The sequence below is a fragment of the Pseudoxanthomonas sp. PXM03 genome (genome assembly GCF_014852005.1).
Taxonomy (GTDB): domain Bacteria; phylum Pseudomonadota; class Gammaproteobacteria; order Xanthomonadales; family Xanthomonadaceae; genus Pseudoxanthomonas_A.
Genome location: NZ_JACVAU010000001.1, coordinates 1,365,199 through 1,382,772, shown reverse-complemented (window position 1 = coordinate 1,382,772; position 17,574 = coordinate 1,365,199). Strand labels below are relative to the sequence as shown.

The 17,574-nt window shown below is 62.8% G+C and carries 20 protein-coding genes; 4 read left to right on the top strand and 16 right to left on the bottom strand.

The window, feature by feature from the left end; all coding sequences use genetic code 11:
* Positions 1–161 precede the first annotated feature (161 nt).
* A complete protein-coding gene (locus IB223_RS06475) occupies positions 162–1,019 on the top strand; it encodes a hypothetical protein (RefSeq protein WP_192200789.1) in 858 nt (285 codons plus the stop codon).
* A 2-nt stretch (positions 1,020–1,021) separates the two neighbouring features.
* Here IB223_RS06475 and IB223_RS06470 read toward each other — a convergent pair whose 3' ends face one another.
* The 3 genes from IB223_RS06470 to IB223_RS06460 all read right to left on the bottom strand — a co-directional run bounded on the left by IB223_RS06470 (position 1,022) and on the right by IB223_RS06460 (position 4,024).
* Complete coding sequence (locus tag IB223_RS06470) at positions 1,022–2,206, bottom strand: Druantia anti-phage system protein DruA (protein WP_192200788.1); 1,185 nt, start codon at positions 2,204–2,206, stop codon at positions 1,022–1,024.
* Between the two features lie 345 nt (positions 2,207–2,551).
* A complete protein-coding gene (locus tag IB223_RS06465; protein ID WP_192200787.1) occupies positions 2,552–3,037 on the bottom strand; it encodes a hypothetical protein in 486 nt (161 codons plus the stop codon).
* 600 nt (positions 3,038–3,637) lie between these two features.
* Entirely contained in the window at positions 3,638–4,024 is a 387-nt protein-coding gene (locus IB223_RS06460) for a hypothetical protein (protein WP_192200786.1), read from the bottom strand.
* A 304-nt stretch (positions 4,025–4,328) separates the two neighbouring features.
* On the opposite strand from IB223_RS06460, the gene IB223_RS06455 reads away from it, so the two are divergent.
* Positions 4,329–4,928 (top strand): hypothetical protein, encoded by a 600-nt coding sequence (locus tag IB223_RS06455; protein WP_192200785.1) that lies wholly within the window; start codon positions 4,329–4,331, stop codon positions 4,926–4,928.
* A 188-nt stretch (positions 4,929–5,116) separates the two neighbouring features.
* Here IB223_RS06455 and IB223_RS06450 read toward each other — a convergent pair whose 3' ends face one another.
* From IB223_RS06450 to IB223_RS06425, 5 genes are all read right to left on the bottom strand, one after another.
* Positions 5,117–5,578, bottom strand: coding sequence for a hypothetical protein (locus IB223_RS06450; protein WP_192200784.1), 462 nt, complete (start codon positions 5,576–5,578; stop codon positions 5,117–5,119).
* Between the two features lie 188 nt (positions 5,579–5,766).
* Complete coding sequence (locus IB223_RS06445) at positions 5,767–5,988, bottom strand: polyprenyl synthetase (RefSeq protein ID WP_192200783.1); 222 nt, start codon at positions 5,986–5,988, stop codon at positions 5,767–5,769.
* A gap of 183 nt (positions 5,989–6,171) precedes the next feature.
* A complete protein-coding gene (locus IB223_RS06440; RefSeq protein WP_192200782.1) occupies positions 6,172–6,465 on the bottom strand; it encodes a hypothetical protein in 294 nt (97 codons plus the stop codon).
* 20 nt (positions 6,466–6,485) lie between these two features.
* Entirely contained in the window at positions 6,486–7,166 is a 681-nt protein-coding gene (locus IB223_RS06435) for a nucleotidyltransferase domain-containing protein (protein WP_343227172.1), read from the bottom strand.
* An 829-nt stretch (positions 7,167–7,995) separates the two neighbouring features.
* Positions 7,996–8,652 (bottom strand): hypothetical protein, encoded by a 657-nt coding sequence (locus IB223_RS06425; RefSeq protein WP_192200779.1) that lies wholly within the window; start codon positions 8,650–8,652, stop codon positions 7,996–7,998.
* Between the two features lie 304 nt (positions 8,653–8,956).
* Here IB223_RS06425 and IB223_RS06420 point away from each other — a divergent pair, with 304 nt between their 5' ends.
* Both IB223_RS06420 and IB223_RS06415 read left to right on the top strand, forming a co-directional pair.
* The gene (locus tag IB223_RS06420) at positions 8,957–9,247 is read left to right on the top strand and encodes a hypothetical protein (RefSeq protein WP_192200778.1); all 291 of its coding nucleotides are present in this window, start codon (positions 8,957–8,959) and stop codon (positions 9,245–9,247) included.
* 6 nt (positions 9,248–9,253) lie between these two features.
* Positions 9,254–10,258, top strand: a complete 1,005-nt coding sequence (locus tag IB223_RS06415; RefSeq protein ID WP_192200777.1) for a DNA topoisomerase IB — start codon at positions 9,254–9,256, stop codon at positions 10,256–10,258.
* Between the two features lie 69 nt (positions 10,259–10,327).
* Here the strand turns inward: IB223_RS06415 and IB223_RS06410 are convergent, their stop codons facing one another.
* From IB223_RS06410 to fabG, 8 genes are all read right to left on the bottom strand, one after another.
* Positions 10,328–10,681: a PilZ domain-containing protein gene (locus tag IB223_RS06410; protein ID WP_192200776.1), complete on the bottom strand. Its 354-nt coding sequence runs from the start codon at positions 10,679–10,681 to the stop codon at positions 10,328–10,330.
* A gap of 22 nt (positions 10,682–10,703) precedes the next feature.
* The gene (locus IB223_RS06405; protein ID WP_192200775.1) at positions 10,704–11,681 is read right to left on the bottom strand and encodes a DNA polymerase III subunit delta'; all 978 of its coding nucleotides are present in this window, start codon (positions 11,679–11,681) and stop codon (positions 10,704–10,706) included.
* Positions 11,678–12,340 carry a dTMP kinase gene (gene tmk, locus IB223_RS06400; RefSeq protein WP_192200774.1) on the bottom strand — a complete coding sequence of 221 codons (663 nt, stop codon included), beginning with the start codon at positions 12,338–12,340 and terminating at the stop codon, positions 11,678–11,680. The genes IB223_RS06405 and tmk overlap by 4 nt, the downstream gene beginning before the upstream one ends.
* On the bottom strand, positions 12,337–13,404 hold the full coding sequence (gene mltG, locus IB223_RS06395; protein WP_343227146.1) for an endolytic transglycosylase MltG: 1,068 nt from the start codon (positions 13,402–13,404) through the stop codon (positions 12,337–12,339). The genes tmk and mltG overlap by 4 nt, the downstream gene beginning before the upstream one ends.
* 125 nt (positions 13,405–13,529) lie before the next feature.
* Positions 13,530–14,891 carry an aminodeoxychorismate synthase component I gene (locus IB223_RS06390; protein WP_192200772.1) on the bottom strand — a complete coding sequence of 454 codons (1,362 nt, stop codon included), beginning with the start codon at positions 14,889–14,891 and terminating at the stop codon, positions 13,530–13,532.
* A 145-nt stretch (positions 14,892–15,036) separates the two neighbouring features.
* On the bottom strand, positions 15,037–16,278 hold the full coding sequence (gene fabF, locus IB223_RS06385; protein WP_192200771.1) for a beta-ketoacyl-ACP synthase II: 1,242 nt from the start codon (positions 16,276–16,278) through the stop codon (positions 15,037–15,039).
* Between the two features lie 110 nt (positions 16,279–16,388).
* Positions 16,389–16,628 (bottom strand): acyl carrier protein, encoded by a 240-nt coding sequence (gene acpP, locus IB223_RS06380; protein ID WP_014161144.1) that lies wholly within the window; start codon positions 16,626–16,628, stop codon positions 16,389–16,391.
* Between the two features lie 143 nt (positions 16,629–16,771).
* Positions 16,772–17,515, bottom strand: a complete 744-nt coding sequence (gene fabG / locus IB223_RS06375) for a 3-oxoacyl-ACP reductase FabG (protein ID WP_192200770.1) — start codon at positions 17,513–17,515, stop codon at positions 16,772–16,774.
* Positions 17,516–17,574 lie beyond the last annotated feature (59 nt).

Below are 17,574 nucleotides of genomic sequence, written 5' to 3'. Positions count from 1 at the left end.
TCTGGGATGAGATCAATAGCCGCTCACTTCCCGCGACTAATGGTGAGCGCGTGCTAATTGCTCTTTGCGCAACTCGAATCGATGGAACTAGTCGTGTTGCCCCTTTCCGAGAGGGGAGGATAGTCTCTGTAAGGTGTGAAGGCTCGCTACTAGTTATCGACATGGCGGTAGGTGACTTTGTCAATGAACGAGGCATAGCCGGCAGCTTCTTGATGGAGTTGCAGTCAAAAGTTCACGAACTTCCAGCAACATTTGAGTACCAGAAAGGCGCAAGTCCGACTTATCTTCAGAGGATAGACTTCGTTCCCGGAACAATTCTTACGTCATCAAAGATTGCTACCTGGGAGAGAGCAGCCGATGCATTTTTCGAGGTTGATGCAATAGGTACTGCCGATCAGGGAGAGAACAGGCGTGGTGCTGTGCCATTCTTGTTCTATGTATCAAACTTGGGGCCCTCTGTAGCAAAGCGTCTTGAGAACTCAGGGAGAATTGATGTCGAGGCTGGCCATCGACTCAAGTTCGAAGTGCACACACTCACATCGCCGGATCAGAATGCACTGAAAGATCCGCTTGGTGAGATTCGTTTCGAGCTTTCTCAAGCAGCATGCAATTTTGAGAGTAGTCGAAGGGTTAGAATTGATTCTCGCAGGGACGTCCGTGCAATCACGATAACCACGACCGCACTGTTCAGGCGAGTAGGCGGTCACTTGTCGATTAGAACTGTACTGTTTCAAGAGAAAGATCCGAAAGCGGATCAAGCTCAACCCATCAGAAAAGGTATGACGCCTGCTGCACAGCGCGAGGATTTAGTCATCGCACGCTACGACTTTCCGCTGAAGGTAGGTCGATGGATGCCATGGATTGCGGCCGGACTTGTTTCTCTTGCAGCGGCTGCGGCGGTTCTAAAGATTCCCGAGAGCGGCGGCATTACCCTCAAAGGAATGCTACTGCCGACACTTGTATTTGTGTTGGCAATGTTGGGGATAGTGTTGGGCTTGAAAAATGACTCGAAACGGTAGATTCACTGCAGTAGCGCCTGTAACAGTGCGCTCTTCGCGTCGAACTCTTGCCAGTCGGCATCACGTGCTGCACGAGGTATACACCAACGCTCTTTCCAGTAGTTGCCCCATTCACGGTCATCGAAACTAGTCACCTCTGGAGTCGCGTCGGACTGGCAGACTGCGGTTAGGTTATGCACTAGTTCAAATATAAAGACTTCGCGACGCAACCCGTGCTCTAAATGCTCTCGTGACAAGCCAAGATCTATGAGGGCTCGCATGATGTTCTGCCAGCGCACTTTCGGTCCATTCCCGAAGCCCGCTGGAACGTGACGTTCATGCGCCTTAAGCCAGTCAGCGATACGAGGATAGAGTTCTTCAAGATGGAGAGTGCCGAAGCCTTTGGTGTAACCAAGAGGCTTAGCCAGCACTTTGTTTCCTTGCCTGAGGCGGTTGTAGATAGAACTCCGGCCAAAAGCACTTGCGGTAGTAATTGCGAGTAGCGGCTGCGGAATTCGCTGGTTCAGCTGGGTTGTTCGCCGGCCACCGTAGGAGCGCCAGTATTCCTGTCGAATTACGTTGGAATGCAGAAAGCCCGCAACCAGCTTACCCGCGAGCAAGGGAGCGTAAGTCGGAGATGCGCCCACGGTGTAGGCATCGAGCGTGTTGTTGACAACAGCAAGCTTCTTTTCCTTTGACACGCGAAAGTACTCGTCGCGGCACGCAAGATCGGCAGAAGGAGACTGCAGGCCAATGATTCCTATCACCGCTTCATGGAACGCATCCATGACCAGGAAGCGGAGGCGACGACCATACCCCTTTGAATAGGGCATAGACCAGTAACCACGCATGATCTTGAAAAGATGCTCTTCTCGACTGCGTGGGCGGACCGGTACGAGAATCGGTTCGATCCTGTGCGGCTCGATCTTCGCGGCTTGCGGAAAATATGACCTGAGGCGTCTCAAGTCTAACCGCAAGATTTCGTAGTTGACTGACTTGTCAGCCGCCTTCGCGCTTAGATGCAGCTCTCTGATGGCAGCCTTGTCACCAGATGCGACCGCTTGCCGGCAGTTGCGCCAGGCTGCGGCGATGTCCTCGGATAGAGCTAGGGCGTCCGGGACCCGAACCTCATCAGAGCCTAGAGACGGACTCCGGGCAGGCTGGAAGGCGTGATCGAGCACATAGGCCCTGGTTGCCACGCCTTCCATCAAAGTTCTGCCTTGTCGAGTCTGCCCGCCGTATTTGGCCAGCTACCCCCCCTCCTTGTCAACGGCCTGGCTGAATAGGCAGTCCGCTTTGAGCGGCCTCGGGTGGACCCTGTCATGGTGGGTGTCAGGTTACCCCCAAGTGCGTGTGGCGGCCTCTACTCGATCCTAGTCAGTCTTCCGGACTAGTCTCTGACTTGGATGGCCGTAGCTGTGACAGTTCTAGCCTGATCCAGGCTGGGTAGCCCGTAGAGTCAAGATATTGATTTGTAAAGATTAAGTTCACTCAAGAGCTAGCTAGCTATTCTTGGGGCATTTGCTACGAATAAGCGGTTGGGGTGCGGGGCGTCAGCCGTTGCCGCCGCTGCTTCCCGGCTCGGGGGTGCCGGGCCGTGGCTTGCGGCTGAAGCGGTTGGACAGGATCTCGCGCAGGCCTTCCAGCCCCTCGCCCTTCCCGGAGACTTTCAGCACGGCATAACCTTCCAGCGAACCGGACATCAGGTCGCTGCCCAGTGCCATCTCGCTGTCGCTCATGCGTTCGAACAGGCGCCGCACGCGGGCCAGGCGCGGGCGCAGGGCGTCGAGGGCCGCCAGGTCCGCCACGTAGCCGTCCAGGTCGAAGTTGCGCGGCAGGACACCGCTATTTTCGGTGAAGACCACGACAGCCTGACGGCAGAAGGCTTCGGACTTGTCGCCCATCTTGTTGAGCTGGCGGCGTTCGTCGATGGACAGGCCGATCAGGTTGGCGAACTCGGCGTCCAGCACACCGAGGGCGGCGTCGATAGCGTCGAGCGAGGCTTGCGGGTAGTTCAGTGCGATGCGGTTCTGACTCATTGTCGTTCCTTGATTCCATGTCATGGGATGCCGGCCTCACAGGCCGGCATCCGCAGCGTAGCGCGCGGCACGCGGGCGGCGCATACGTCACGCGCTAATGGGAAACATGTCACGGCAAGGTTCGGAGACTTGCCGGCAAGCCCCTGAATGCGAGGCTTCGCCCGCCAGGACTCGCGCGCAAGCTGCCGGGAGTCGCCAGCAAGTACTTGAAGCTTGCGAGCAAGGCGGGAAGGCTTGCCGCTTCAAGCCTCCGAACCTCGCCGACGACGCTCGATGTGAGACGCGCGGTTCTTCGACACGTGCGGCCGAGTCTCCGGACCTTGCGGCCGAGTCCTGGAGGCTTGCACCGCGACCCTCCGACACTCGCACGCATGTGTTTCGGCGTCGCGCGCAAGGCGGGCGCATGTCAGCCGTGGGAATGCGATGGTTGCCGACGAGTCTCCGGGGCTAGCCTGCGGATTCGGGAAAGCGAACGTCCGCCTCCGCCATACCACGGGCGCACCCACAGGGCGGGCTCGCGCCCACCGAACCGCACCCCACCCGCCACCTGCCGTCGATCGTCACGAACGAAGGGACACCCGACTCGGCCCACCGTGCCGCTCACTCCGTCTGCTTGAGCGTGAGGAGATGGTTCGCCATCACGCCGAAGCCGAAGCCGCAATCGGAGCCGGCGCCGACCTGCTTGATCTCCACCTCATCACCGACGAACGCGAAGGCCAACGCGCACCCCGGGAGTGCGTAGGACTGGTAGATACCCAGATGGTTTTCCAGGGTGAACTGCCCGGATGCCACGCCGATGTTGTACGACGGTTCCCCCCGGTTCAATTCGAGGCGGAAGCTGACCGTGCTTCCGCGCTTCTCTGTCTGCAACCACGCACCCGCCTCACCGGGGCCGTGCCATTCCCACTCCTTGTGCTCGGTCTTTTCCGTTGCTGTGGCCGAAGAGCACATGAGGAGAAGCAACACGGCAGCGGCTGGGGTCTTCATCTGTGGCCTGTCGTCTGTCGTTGGTGGACCTGCGGAGCGGGTCCGGCACTGCGGAATGTCGATGATTCATCCGGTTTCTTGTCGTCATTGCAAGCTGCCGTCGTGGTTTTCTTCATCCGATGGGTCAACAAGCTGCGCCGTTGATGGCCGCGTTCTGCCCACCCCATCCTGCGCGTTGCCCGCGATCATGCAGGTAGATGCGTTTACCTGAAATTCTCCGATGTGCGGTTGCCCGAATTTCATCCTTTGACCGTGATAGCAAGCGTAAGGTCATCCGCTTGTAACGGTGGGTCAGGAGCAAGGAATGTCGGAAGCCAGACGGTTGGACGGCAATCAGGCGCGTCGGCTGGAGATACTGAGTGGTATTGCGGACGACCTGGTCGCGGCGGCCATGTACGTGGATCGGATACTGGATGCAGCGCCAAACGGCGATGTCGAGGCGTGGTGGACGGCGGCCCTGGTCCGTTATGGCCGTTGCTTCGGCAAGGGCGTCGCGCCCTGGGGTGCCGCCGAGGTCGTCGGCAGCCTCGCGGAACTGCTGCAGGTGCGCCACCGCCACTTCAGGAGGCTACGCGACACGCTGGTTTCCCACCCTGGCGGCGTCGACCACACCTACGCCGCAAAGGCCGTGCGTGATCGCGACGGCTACCTCCGTATCGGCTGCGAACGGGTCCCGATGTTCTCCCTGGGCCGTCTTGAGGCCATGGATTTTTCCGAGCTTCTGGATGCGCTGCAGACCCTGGTCGACCGGCGGAGAGTCGAGGTGGAGAACGATCTCCGGATACAACTCTCGGCGATGACGGAGGAGGAGTTCGGGCAGATGCCGCCTTCCAATGCAGCGGGGAAAACGGATCACAGCGAGGCCGGCGTCGTACGCCATGCGCCGGGCGACCGGCCGAATTGATGGTACCCCTTACGATGGAAGCGCGCGCGTAGGATGGGTTGAGCCGAAGGCGATACCCATCGCGTGCAGGGATCCACAACAGCGAGTTGTGACGGCGACGGCTACACGAACAACGCAGTGGAGACTTCAGGCTCTGCCATGCCGTCGTATCGATGGGTATCGCCTTTGGCTCAACCCATCCTACAAGCTCACCCCAGGCTGCCCGACAGCGCGCCGCAGTACATCATCGTGCGGCACACCGCGATCTGCGCGATGCCAAACCCGACGCAGCAGGCAAGAAAGCCGATACCGAAGGCGGAGGCCGGACGTAGCTGGCGGCGCCGGATGACGACGGCAGCCATGATCGCAGTCACGGCCAAGCCAGGCAGAGAGAACAGGTGGCCGAGCCCAAGGAGTCCTTCCGGCTGCGGCAGGGAGGCTTGCCATGCCCAGTAAAGGAGGACAGACACGCCCAACGCCGACGATGCACCGGCAGAAAACAGGGGCGGCACGCGCGCAATCTGCACCGCGCCTATCAGGCCCGCCCAGGCGAGGACGTAGTACCAGACGCCCGCATAGATCGGATCTCCCGCAACGGCGGTCACCGCAAGGATGGCGGCGCCGATCCCGAAGGCGGCAATGACATCTGTTGTGCGTGAATATCTCTGCATGGAGGCTCACAACGGGATTGGGCCAGCGCGTAGGATGGGTTGAGCCGAGGCGATACCCATCGATACGACGGCATGGCAGAGACTGAAGTTTGCGTTGCGCTGCTTCTGTCGCCGTCACAACGCGCTGTTGTCGATCCCTGCACGCGATGGGTATCGCCTTCGGCTCAACCCATCCTACGGGCTTTCGCTCACCTATTCTTCAAGCCGGCAACGACTTCCCGCACGCTCAGTCCCAGTTCGAGCTGGAGGCGCACGTACTCGCGCTCTTTGCGCGACAGGTCGCGCCCCATCTCGATGCGTACGTCCTCGGCCTCGAGGATGCGCAGGATCCTCGGCATCGCTGAGCCGATTGTGTCCTGCCCATAACCCGCCTCGCGCAGCGCGGCACCCAGAAGGGCTTCGATGTCCATGATGTTTCCAGATCCAATAAAGGTGCCGCATTGTGCACCAGCAGCCCGGTATAGGTTGGGGTGAACTTAGTGAAGCCCAACGGCGCGGGCTTTCCAGCATCGTGATGTTGGGCCTTGTTGACTAAGCTCGACTTATCGCATCAAAAATCGCCGGCACCGCCCTCTCCGAAACCCGCAAGACACTCATAGCCTTTCCGCTTTCTCCAAAACACTAGTCAAAAGCTGAAAGGTGGACTCTGCAGCCTCCTGATCGATATCCACAAAAACTTCATCACTGATATCAGCCTCACTTCTGGAAGCCTCGGCGACTTCATACAAAACATCTCTTAGAATCGAGATGAAGTCATCGCCAAACTGGCTTGCAATGCTATCGATCCACGAGTCGATAGCGACATATGAGAATCCAGGTATAGGACGACCGACGCCAACACTGCTGTTAATAATATCAAGAGCACGCCGCTCCAGCGCCACTCTCATCGGAAATCTTGATTCCACTATTATCCACCTTTTAAGATGTTATCAATCCAGTGACATATTGTCTTCGCGCACTCAGCGAGCACCCGCCCGTTCAGATCGGGAATTGAGTACCCTCTATTACTGGCATGCCTAGCTTCAATAAGAGATTTGTAAACACCAGAATCCAATGGCAGTGAGAACTTCCCAGGCAGCGCATAAGGCGCCATACGTGAAAAGTTGAACTCGCCGGAAATCCTAAGAGATGAAAACATTCCTACGTTTCTTGCTGCCACATACAAAAGTCCCGCCTCGTAGCACTCACAGCCCAGCACGCGCCCTGACAACCTAGCCTCTGAAGAGGTAGCGATATCACGCATCATTAGACAATCAGCACGCTCATTTTCATAAGAACTTGGGGCGCCAAAATCAGTAAGAAAGTCACTTCTAAAACCTTTGATAGGCCGGGCTTGGCTATACAAGTGCCACGCAAACGGCGACCCATCCTCCCACATCGCTTCAATCCTCCTCCTCCCATAGATCGACAAACCAATTCTCTCATTGAAGAATGACTGTATTTCAGACCTTAAAGCTTCCTTACTTATTCCCGATGCATTATTAACCACCGCGATTACATCAAGGTCACTCTTAGCATCATTCTCACCACGAGCAACTGAGCCAAAGATGGCCACCTCAACATCTTCCCGGATCATCGCCTCGCATATCTCCGCACAAGAACTGCTGCAAGCAAGCCCAAGAATAGAAACCTGCTAAAAGCAATGACGAAACTTATCCACCATGGGTAAATATGTGTCGACGACCTCTGATATCCCATCATCACTGACGACACAAACTCAACCGAAGATTTGAAGTCTGATTTGTAGAAAAAAGATATTACTGCGGACGAGAATAGCAACCAGATAACTATCCAGACTATCAACCTGAATGGCGAATCTCCGTGCCCCCAGAAATGCTTACCAACAAAGATTCCTGCCCGCTTAAAGGATGACGAAATTTTCCCCTTCCATCCAGGATAGTGCTGACGGTAGTAGGGCTGAACTTGCAGCTGTGCACTTCTCCAATGCTCAGAGCTTGCATCCATCTCCTTTTGAAGAAAGGCCCTAGCATCTTCAACGTCCCCTAAAGACTCGGCGTTCTTCCTTAGATAACGAAGAAATTCTCGTCGTGCATTCTCCCAATGCGGGAGATTTTCAAGAAGCTGACGCGCCTCAACAGGAGATGATTTTATGAATGAATACTTGAAGTCACATTGACTGAAGCGCGCCCCACGCAAGTTTGACTCTGAGATGGTACAACCCGTGAAATCGCAGCCAATAAATTCTGCGCGATGAAAGTAGCAATTCTTTATCAGCGCAGAAGAAAATTTGCAGTTTACAAATCTAACCTTCTTTCCCCTACACCACTCCAATCGACAATTACTAAAATCTTCGTCGCTAACAGTGCTCGGGAAATCAATCGATTCAATTCTTCTTCCAGGCCTTTCAGGATAGACAGTACTGTTCATATCGCACCAATTGAAAAAATTTACAGTCCTTAACAACCCATCGGCGGCAAAAACCCCACCGTCGTCACCTCGACCCATTTCCCCTTCCGCAGCACTTCCACCCTCACGCGCACCGCACTGATCGCCACGAACGGCACCACCGTGCCCAGCGCGTCTCCTTCCCCGATGCGGGGAATCCAGTCATCGGCCATCGCCGGATCGCCCTGCGCCACCGCGTACGCACGCACCGCCTGATCCAGTTCCGCACGCGTGTACGTGGGGAAACACGCGTGCTGTTCCGCTGACGGCGTCGGCAACACGAACGACACCGCATCGAGCGCGTCCGCCGCCTCCCAGTCCGATACACAGTGCTTCCAGTCCGTGAGATCCAGGTGCGGGCCTTCCGCACTCAGGCCCAGGCTGGTTTCGTACTGCACGCGCACCCGGTACGTTTCGCCCGCCTTCGCCGGCTGCACCTGCAATGTCGCGCCGTATACCTCGTCGCCCAGCTCCAGCGGCACCGTCAACTTCGCCGGCACCGCACCTTCGCTCTGCCACCCCGAGAACGCATAGTCCGGACCTTCATGCGGCAATACCCGGAGGCCGGACAACGCCTGCGCCTGCGCCAGCAACGGCGCGCACACCACCAACATCGACAACAGCACGGCCCATGAGCGCGACGGCTGGCTTGCGCGTGATTCCTTCATTCCCTGCTCCCTGCGGGACTCCGACATCCCCGGAGCGGATGGTAGCGCGGCGTGAAGACGTTGCGGAGGGACTGCACGCGCCCCTCATCCGGCCTTCGGCCACCGTCTCCCCGCCGCGCGGCGAGAAGGAGAGCGTGGTCCGTCCGCAGTCATCGTGCAGCGGGCATGAGACCTGCCGTTGCCCTGTCGCGAGAAGGACGTGCTGAACGCCGTTCCACCGACATCCGGATGACTTCACGAAGGCGTGACCGGAGCCGCCCTATGGTCGGGCGAACCACGAAGGCGCATGGCGCAAAGGAACACCATGACCATGATCAGACTGCGGGCCACCGGTCCGCGCACCGGCTTCGATGCGCTGGTGACGGCGTTGCACGGACTGGACGGCGTGGAACGCGTCGAGGAGCTGGCGGACCTGATGCCGCACATGGACGACGACGACTCCAGTTCCGCCGGCCTCACCGACGACATCGGCGGCAGCGACGTGCATGCATTGGAGGTCGAAGCAGGTTCTTCGCACGCCGATGCCGTGCGCGACGCTGCCGATGATGTCGCCGCGCAGTACGGCCTGGTGCTCGAGTACGTCGACGACTTCTGAGGCGCGATGGGCGGCCTGCACTACACCACGGATGCGATGCCCGGCCTGCGCAGGCGCCGCCGTGGGCGTGGCTTCACGTACCTGGATGCGCGCGGCCGCGCGGTCCGCGATCCCGCCACGCTGGCGCGCATCCACCAGCTCGCCATTCCCCCCGCGTACACCGATGTGTGGATCTGCGCCGATGCGCGCGGCCACCTGCAGGCCACCGGTCGCGATGCGCGCGGACGCAAGCAGTACCGCTACCACCGCGCGTGGCAGGCCGAGCGCGGGGCGCGCAAGTACGACCGGTTGATCGCATTCGCCGAAGCCCTGCCGCGCCTGCGCCGACAGGTGCGTGCCGATCTCGCCCTGCCGGGCTTCCCTCGCGAAAAAGTGGTGGCGCTGGTCGTCGCCCTGCTTGGCCATACCCTGCTGCGGGTGGGCAACGCGAGCTACGCGAAGGAGAACGGTTCGTACGGCCTCACCACCCTGCGCAACGTGCACGCGCACTTCATCGCCGGGGGCGAAGTACGCTTTGCCTTCCGTGGCAAGGGCGGCAAGGCGCTGGCATCCCGTGTCAGCGATGCGCGCCTGGTGCGGCTGGTGCGCCAGTGCCGGCAACTGCCCGGGCAGGCGCTGTTCCAGTATCGCGAGCATGGCCGCGTGCAGCGCATCACCTCGGGCGACGTCAACGACTACCTGCAGACGCACCTGCATGGCCCGTATACCGCGAAGGATTTCCGCACGCTGGGCGCCACGCTGTTCGCCTTCCGCGCCCTGGCGGCACTGCCAGCGCCGGCGAAGGAGGATGCGTCGGCCCGCGCGCAGGTGCGACTGGCCGTGCTGCGCGGCGCCGCCGACCTGCTGGGCAATACGCCGCGCATCTGCGAGAAGAACTACGTGGACCCGCGCGTGTTCAGCGGGTGGGAAGACGGCCGCCTGCAGCGCGCCGCCCTGGGCGCGAGTGGTGCGCGGCAGTGGGAGACCGCCACGATCCGCTATCTCCGCCGCGTGCAGCGCGGCGCTTCCTGAGGGGATGGGGCATGGCGCCCTGCAACCGGGAAGCCCCTGGCCGTGTTCGAGCGTGCCGCCCGGTCCGGCTTACATCGTGTGGGTGGGCTTCTCGCCGCCGAGGCTGCCCGCCAGCATCGTTTCGATGCGGTTCTTGATGGCTTCGCCTTCACTGGTCTCGGCGAACTGCACGCCGATGCCGGCAGCGCGGTTGCCCTGCGCGCCGATGGGCGTCACCCATACCACCTTGCCGGCCACCGGCAGGCGGTCGCTGGATTCGGGCAGGGTAAGCAGCAGGAAGACCTCGTCGCCGAGGAAGTAGCGTTTCGGCGTGGGCACGAAGATGCCGCCGCCTTTCACGAACGGCATGTAGGCGTTGTACAGCGCGGCCTTGTCTTTCACTGCCAGCGACAGGATGCCCTGCCGTCCACCTGCTGCATTCATTCCCCGTCTCCGTGCGTGTCGGTCATCCGCGCCGCGCACCGACAGTGCGACCGCGGTCGCTGCCGGCCCAGGCCAGCAGCAGTTCCACCATGGCCAGATCGCCGCGTACCGTGGTCCGCAACAGATCGCGGGTGCGGTTGGCGGCATCGAACCAGGTGGCCAGCTTGTTCAATCGGGCCGGATCGGTCAAGCCGACGGTGCCGGCCTGCTCCAGCGCGAGGTCGGCCGCGTGCCGCAGCCGCGCATCGGCCAGTTCATCGTTGGCCCAGCGCTGCGCGGTTTCCACCACGCCGATCTCGCCTTTCTCCAGCCGCTGCAGGTCGCGGGCTACCGCCTCGCGCAAGGCCAGCCCGTCGTGGCGCAACCAGTCGTCCGCCAGGCCGGGATGGCCACGCGCTGCATCCAGCGCACGCGCGGCCTCGGCCGCCGCGTGGCCCTGTGCCTGCAGCCAGGCCAGGGCTTCTTCACGCGGTGGCAGGCGGAACTCGATGCGCTGGCAACGGCTGCGGATGGTCGCCGGCAAACGCGCGGGCTGCGCACTGACCAGCCACAGGTAGCGTCCCGGTGCGGGCTCTTCCAGCGTCTTCAACAACGCGTTGCAGGCTGAACGGTTGATCGCGTCGGCCGGGTCGATCAGGGCCACCTGTGCGCCGCCGTACTGCGGCGTCAGCGCCAGTTTCTGCGACACCTCGCGGATCTGGTCGATCACGATCTCGGTGCGCAGCTTGCTGCCATCCTTGGTGGCGACGAACGAGATGACCTGCAGGTCGGGGTGCGTGCCTGCGTCGATCAGGCGCGTGCTGCGGTCGCCGGGGGCGGGTTCGCCGTGCGCGTCGCGCTGCTGCGCCAGCACGCGGCGGGCCAGCCGATCCAGCACCGCCCGCTTGCCCAGCCCGGCGGGACCGCAGACCAGCAGCCCGTGGCCGAGACGACCGGCGTCCAGCGCCGCGACGGCGTGGTCATAGGCGCGCTGCTGCCAGGGCGAGAACACGGTGCTCATGCCAGGTCGCTGTCCGTCAGGGTGCGCAGGTAGGCGCCGATGGCGTCATCGACGGCGGCACCCACTCCGGCCGGCGGCTGCGCGGCATCGATCACCCGGAAGCGTTGCGGCTCGGCAGCGGCACGCGCGCGGAAGCCTGCACGCACGCGTTCGAAGAAATCGTCCTGCTCGCTCTCGATGCGGTCCGGCCACAGGTCGCGCCCCGCCGTACGTGCGCGGCCTTCGCGCACGTCCAGGTCCAGCAGCAGCGTCAGGCCGGGCTTCAGGCCCACCGCACGACGCTCCAGCGCGGCGATCCACTCGGGGTCCAATCCGCGTCCCGCGCCCTGGTAGGCATAACTGGAATCGGTGAAGCGATCACTGACGACGAATGCGCCACGCCGCAACGCCGGACGCACGACATCGCGCACATGCTGCGCGCGCGCGGCGAACATCAGGAGCAATTCGGTTTCCGCCGCCAGTGCCTCGTCCTGCGGATTGAGCAGCAACTCGCGGATGCGCTCGGCCAGCGGTGTGCCGCCGGGTTCGCGCGTCTGCACGACGTCGTGGCCGGCGGCCTGCAGACGGTCGCGGATGGCCGCGATCGCACTGGTCTTGCCGGCACCCTCGCCGCCCTCGAGCGTGATCAGGCGTGGCTGCGACAGCACGGCTTCGCTCACGGGGCTGCCGCCTTGCGCAGCGTCTCGCGGCGCGTCACCAGGTAGCGCGCCACGGCGGCGTTGTGTTCGGCCAGGGTGGCGGAGAAGATGTGTCGCCCGCTGCCGTCGCCGACCGCGACGAAGTACAGCGCGTCGCCATCGGCGGGATTCACCGCCGCCTTCAGCGCGTCCACGCCCGGCATGGCGATGGGGGTGGGCGTCAGGCCCTTGCGGGTATACGTGTTGTACGGCGTGTCGGTGGTCAGGTCACGGCGGCGGATGTTGCCGTCATAGCTGCTGCCGATGCCGTAGATGACGGTGGGATCGGTCTGCAGCGGCATGCCGATCTTCAGACGGCGCGCGAACACGCCGGCGATGGCCGGACGTTCTTCGGCGATGCCGGTTTCCTTCTCGATGATGGAGGCGAGGATCAACGCCTCCTCGGCCGACTGCAGCGGGATGCCGTTGGCACGGCCTTCCCACGCGGCAGCCACGGCTTTCTCCATCGCGGTATGGGCACGCTTGAGCACGTCGAGGTCGGATTCGCTGCGCGTGTAGACATAGGTTTCGGGCAGGAAGCGGCCTTCGGGGTGCTGCCCGGGATGACCCAGCGCGGCCATCAGTTCGGCATCGCTCATCTGCGCGGTCTTCTGCTGCAGGGGCGTGGCGTTGCGCAGCGCGGCGCGCACCTGGCGGATGTTCCAGCCCTCGACGAGGGTGAAGCGGTACTGCAGCGTGCGGCCCTCGCGCATGCGTTGCAGCAGCTCGCGCGGGGTGAGTTCCGGGGACAGCGCGTACTCGCCGACCTTCAGCTGGCTGGCGGTATTGGTCTCGCGGGCCAGCAGCCGCCATTGCAGGTCGCTGCCATGCGAGACGCCCTGCCCGCGCAGTTTGCGCAGCACGGTGGGAAAGGCATCGCCACTGGCGACCTCCACGGTGGCCTCCGCGCTGACGCCACCGATGGCGGTATCGGCGAACCCGCGGTGGCCCTGCCACAGCCAGAACGCCGCGCCGGCCGCCAGGGCCAGCAACAGGAGGAAGATGATGACGATGAAGCGGCAACCGCGCTTGAGAGCTGACGCCACGTAGTCCTCGGTGCTTGAAGCAGGCCGTGCAGGATACCCGGTCGCCGTCTCAGGCTGTAGGCGTGCCCTGATCAGCCGCAGCGGTGCCCCCCTTCTCCCCATATATGGGGAGAAGGCAACAGCAATCAGCCTTCCAGCGCCTTCAGTACGCCTCGGGCCTTGGCGCGGGTTTCATCCAGTTCCCTGTCCGGAATCGAGTCGGCGACGATGCCGGCGCCGGTGCGGAAGCGGGCCACGCTGCCCTGCCCGTCGGCCACGATCTCGGCGCTGCGGATCAGGATGTTCAGGTCGAGATCGCCATCGCGGTTCAGCCAGCCGAACGCGCCGGTGTAGGCACCGCGCGGCGTCTGTTCGAGTTCGGCGATGATCTGCATGCAGCGCACCTTGGGGCAGCCGGTGATGGTGCCGCCGGGAAAGGTGGCTCGGATGACATCACCGGGCGTGGCATCGGCACGCAGGTGGCCGCGCACGTTGCTGACGATGTGGTGCACGTGGGCATAGCTTTCCACCGTCATCAGCTCGTCCACCTGCACGCTGCCGGGCATGCACACGCGGCCCAGGTCGTTGCGTTCCAGGTCGATGAGCATGACGTGCTCGGCGCGCTCCTTCGGATGGCCCACCAGTTCGCGGATGCGTGCGGCATCGTCATCGCCTTCGAAGCGCGGACGCGTGCCGGCGATGGGCCGGGTTTCGACCACGTCGCCACGCACCGACACCAGGCGTTCGGGGGATGAGCTCACCACGGTCCATTCCGGCGTGCTGAACAGGCCGGCGAACGGCGCGGGATTGGCGGTGCGCAGCCGCGCGTACAGCGTGGCGGGGTCGAGCGGCGTATCGAAATGCGCGCGCCAGGCCCGCGACAGGTTGACCTGGAAGATGTCGCCCGCACGCAGGTAGTCGAGAATGCGGTCCACGCCGTCGGTGAAGCGGCGCGGCGCGTCTTCGTCGATGCGCGCGGGAGGTACCCAAGCAGGTAGCGCTTGCTGTCGCGCCGTGACCGCGACGTCGTCCACCGTGCGGGCGATCAGTCCTCCCTGCCCCGCTTCGGCCACCACCACGCAATCACCGGTACTGCGGTCGCGCAGCACGGCGGCAGGACAGCGCAGGGCGAGCGCGATCGGCTGCGTCGCCGGCGCCTGGGGCAGCTGCAGAACGGGCTCCACCTGCTGGGCCAACTCATATGCCAGCAACAACGCCCAGCCACCACGGAACGGCCAGCGTGGTTCTTCACGGGGAATGCGCTGCGCCTGCCAGCGGCGATCGAGCACGGCGAGGAAATCGCCGGCTTCCGCGTTGCCTCGAAGGTCGCGGGTCACGCCGTCGGCCCCCAGGCGAAGCCCCGTGCCATCGGCCACCAGCAGGAAATCCCAGCGTCCCTGCGCGGTGCCGGACGCGACGGATTCCAGCAGCACGGGATAGCGCTGCGGATCCTGGCGATGCAGGGCCAGCAGGTCGGTGTCTGGGGGAAGCGCGCGGGTCTCGATCATGTCGTTCCTGGCCCCTCTCCCGCCGGGAGAAGGGTTGGGGAGAGGGTGCGGAGAAGATGCAATGATGCAGGGGTCGATGATTCCGCCGCACCCTCATCCGGCGCTGTGCGCCACCTTCTCCCGGAGGGAGAAGGACGGAACAGGATCAGATCCGCTTGAACACCAGCGTGCCGTTGGTGCCGCCGAAGCCGAAGCCATTCGACACCGCCACGTCGATCTTCTTCTCGCGCGCCGTGTGCGGCACGTAGTCGAGATCGCAGCCTTCACCCGGCTCGTCCAGGTTGATGGTCGGCGGGATGATGCCGTGGTGGATGGCCAGCACGGAGAAGATGGCTTCCGCGCCGCCGGCCGCGCCCAGCAGGTGGCCGGTCATCGACTTGGTGGAGCTGACCATGATCTTGTACGCGTGGTCGCCCAGCGCGCGCTTCATCGCCAGCGTTTCGGCCAGGTCGCCCAGCGGCGTGGAGGTGCCGTGCGCGTTGAGGTACTCGACCTGGTCCGCATTCAGGCCGGCGTCCTTCAGTGCGGACCGCATGCAGCGTGATGGGCCCTCGCCGTTCTCGCTGGGCGCGGTCATGTGGTAGGCGTCCTGCGATGCGCCGAAACCGGCCAGCTCGCAGTAGATACGTGCGCCACGCGCCTTCGCGTGTTCGTACTCCTCCAACACGAGGATGCCGGCACCGTCGCCCAGCACGAAGCCATCGCGATCCTTGTCCCACGGACGCGAGGCCCGGGCAGGATCATCGTTGCGGGTGGACATGGCCTTCATCGCGCAGAACCCGCCCACCGATGTCGGCGACGAGCCGCGTTCAGCGCCGCCGGCGATCATCACGTCGGCGTCGCCGTACTGGATGCTGCGCATGGCGATGCCGATCGAATGGTTCGAGGTGGCACAGGCGGATACCGCCGAATAGCCGGGCCCTTTCAGGCCCTTCATGATGCTCAGGTGGCCCGGCAGCATGTTGATGATGGTGCTCGGGATGTAGAACGGGGAAATCTTGCGCGGGCCGCCTTCGTGCAGCTTCACCGCGGTCTCCTCGATGCCGAGGATGCCGCCGATGCCTGCACCGATGATGGCGCCGATGCGCTCGGCATTGGCTTCGGTCACTTCCAGTCCGGAGTCGTCCATCGCCATCAGCGACGCGGCCAGTCCGTAGTGGATGAACGAGTCCATCTTCTTCACGTCCTTCGGCGGCACGAAGGCGGTGGGGTCGAAACCGCGGATCTCGCCCGCGATCTTCGTGCTGTAACCCTCGGTATCGAAGGTGGTGATCGGACCCAGGCCCGACCGCCCATTGACGATGCCGTCCCAGCTGCTGGCCATGTCATTGCCCAGGGGGGACACCAGGCCCATGCCGGTGATGACGACGCGACGACGCTGGCTCATATCGGATTCCTCATGGATCTTGGCGGCCGCGCCCTACGCGGGCGCATGGGGGCCGGATACGCGCGGGGCCGCATGCGCGGCCCCGACACGGTTTGCTGCAGGTGCGGGACTTACGCCTTGACGTGCGCCTTGACGTAATCGATGGCCTGCTGCACCGAAGTGATCTTCTCGGCTTCCTCGTCCGGAATTTCGCATTCGAACTCTTCTTCCAGCGCCATCACCAGTTCAACGGTGTCCAGCGAGTCGGCGCCCAGGTCATCGACGAACGATGCACTGGTGGTGACTTCTTCTTCCTTCACGCCGAGTTGTTCGACGACGATTTTCTTGACGCGTTCTTCGATGCTGCTCATGGATTCGCTCCAGACGGAGATGGGTGACGTGTTGGATTCTGCCGACGCGGGGCGAGGGCAAACCGGGGATAGTGTAGTGGAAACCGGCGACGGCGGGCAGGTATCGCCAATCGCCGCCGAATCAACCACTTACAGCTAATTCTTTACGGCATGTACATGCCGCCGTTGACGTGCAGGGTCTCGCCGGTGATGTAGCCGGCCGCCGGCCCTGCGAGGAAGGCGACCGCATTCGCGATGTCGGCCGGCTCGCCCAGACGACCGAGTGCGATCTGCTCACCGAGCGCCTTCTTGGTCTCTTCGGGCAGGTCCTTGGTCATGTCGGTGGCGATGAAACCGGGAGCGACCACGTTGACGGTGACACCGCGGCTGCCGATTTCCTTCGCCAGCGACTTGGAGAACGCGATGATGCCGGCCTTGGCGGCGGCATAGTTCGCCTGCCCCGCATTGCCGGTGACGCCGATCACCGAGGCAATGTTGATGATGCGGCCCTTGCGTGCCTTCATCATGCCGCGCATCACTGCCTTGGACGTGCGATAGACACTGGTGAGGTTGGTGTCGAGGATGGCCTGCCAGTCCTCGTCCTTCATCCGCATCAGCAGGTTGTCGCGGGTGATGCCGGCGTTGTTGACCAGGATGGACACCGGACCGAACTCCTTCGCAATCGCATCGATCAGGGCTTCGACCGCCGCGCCATCGGTGACGTTGAGTTCGCGGCCGTGGCCACCGGATGCGGCCATCCGCTCGCCAATGGCCTGCGCCCCGGCGGCGGTGGTCGCGGTGCCGATGACGGTGGCGCCCTGGGCAGCCAAAGCGTCGGCGATCGCGGAGCCGATGCCGCGGCTGGCGCCGGTGACCAGCGCGATTTCACCCTGCAGGGGCTTGCTCATGATGATGTCCTCGGAACGGATCCGCGCGAACGCGGGAGGTCAGGATAAGGGAAGGGAGC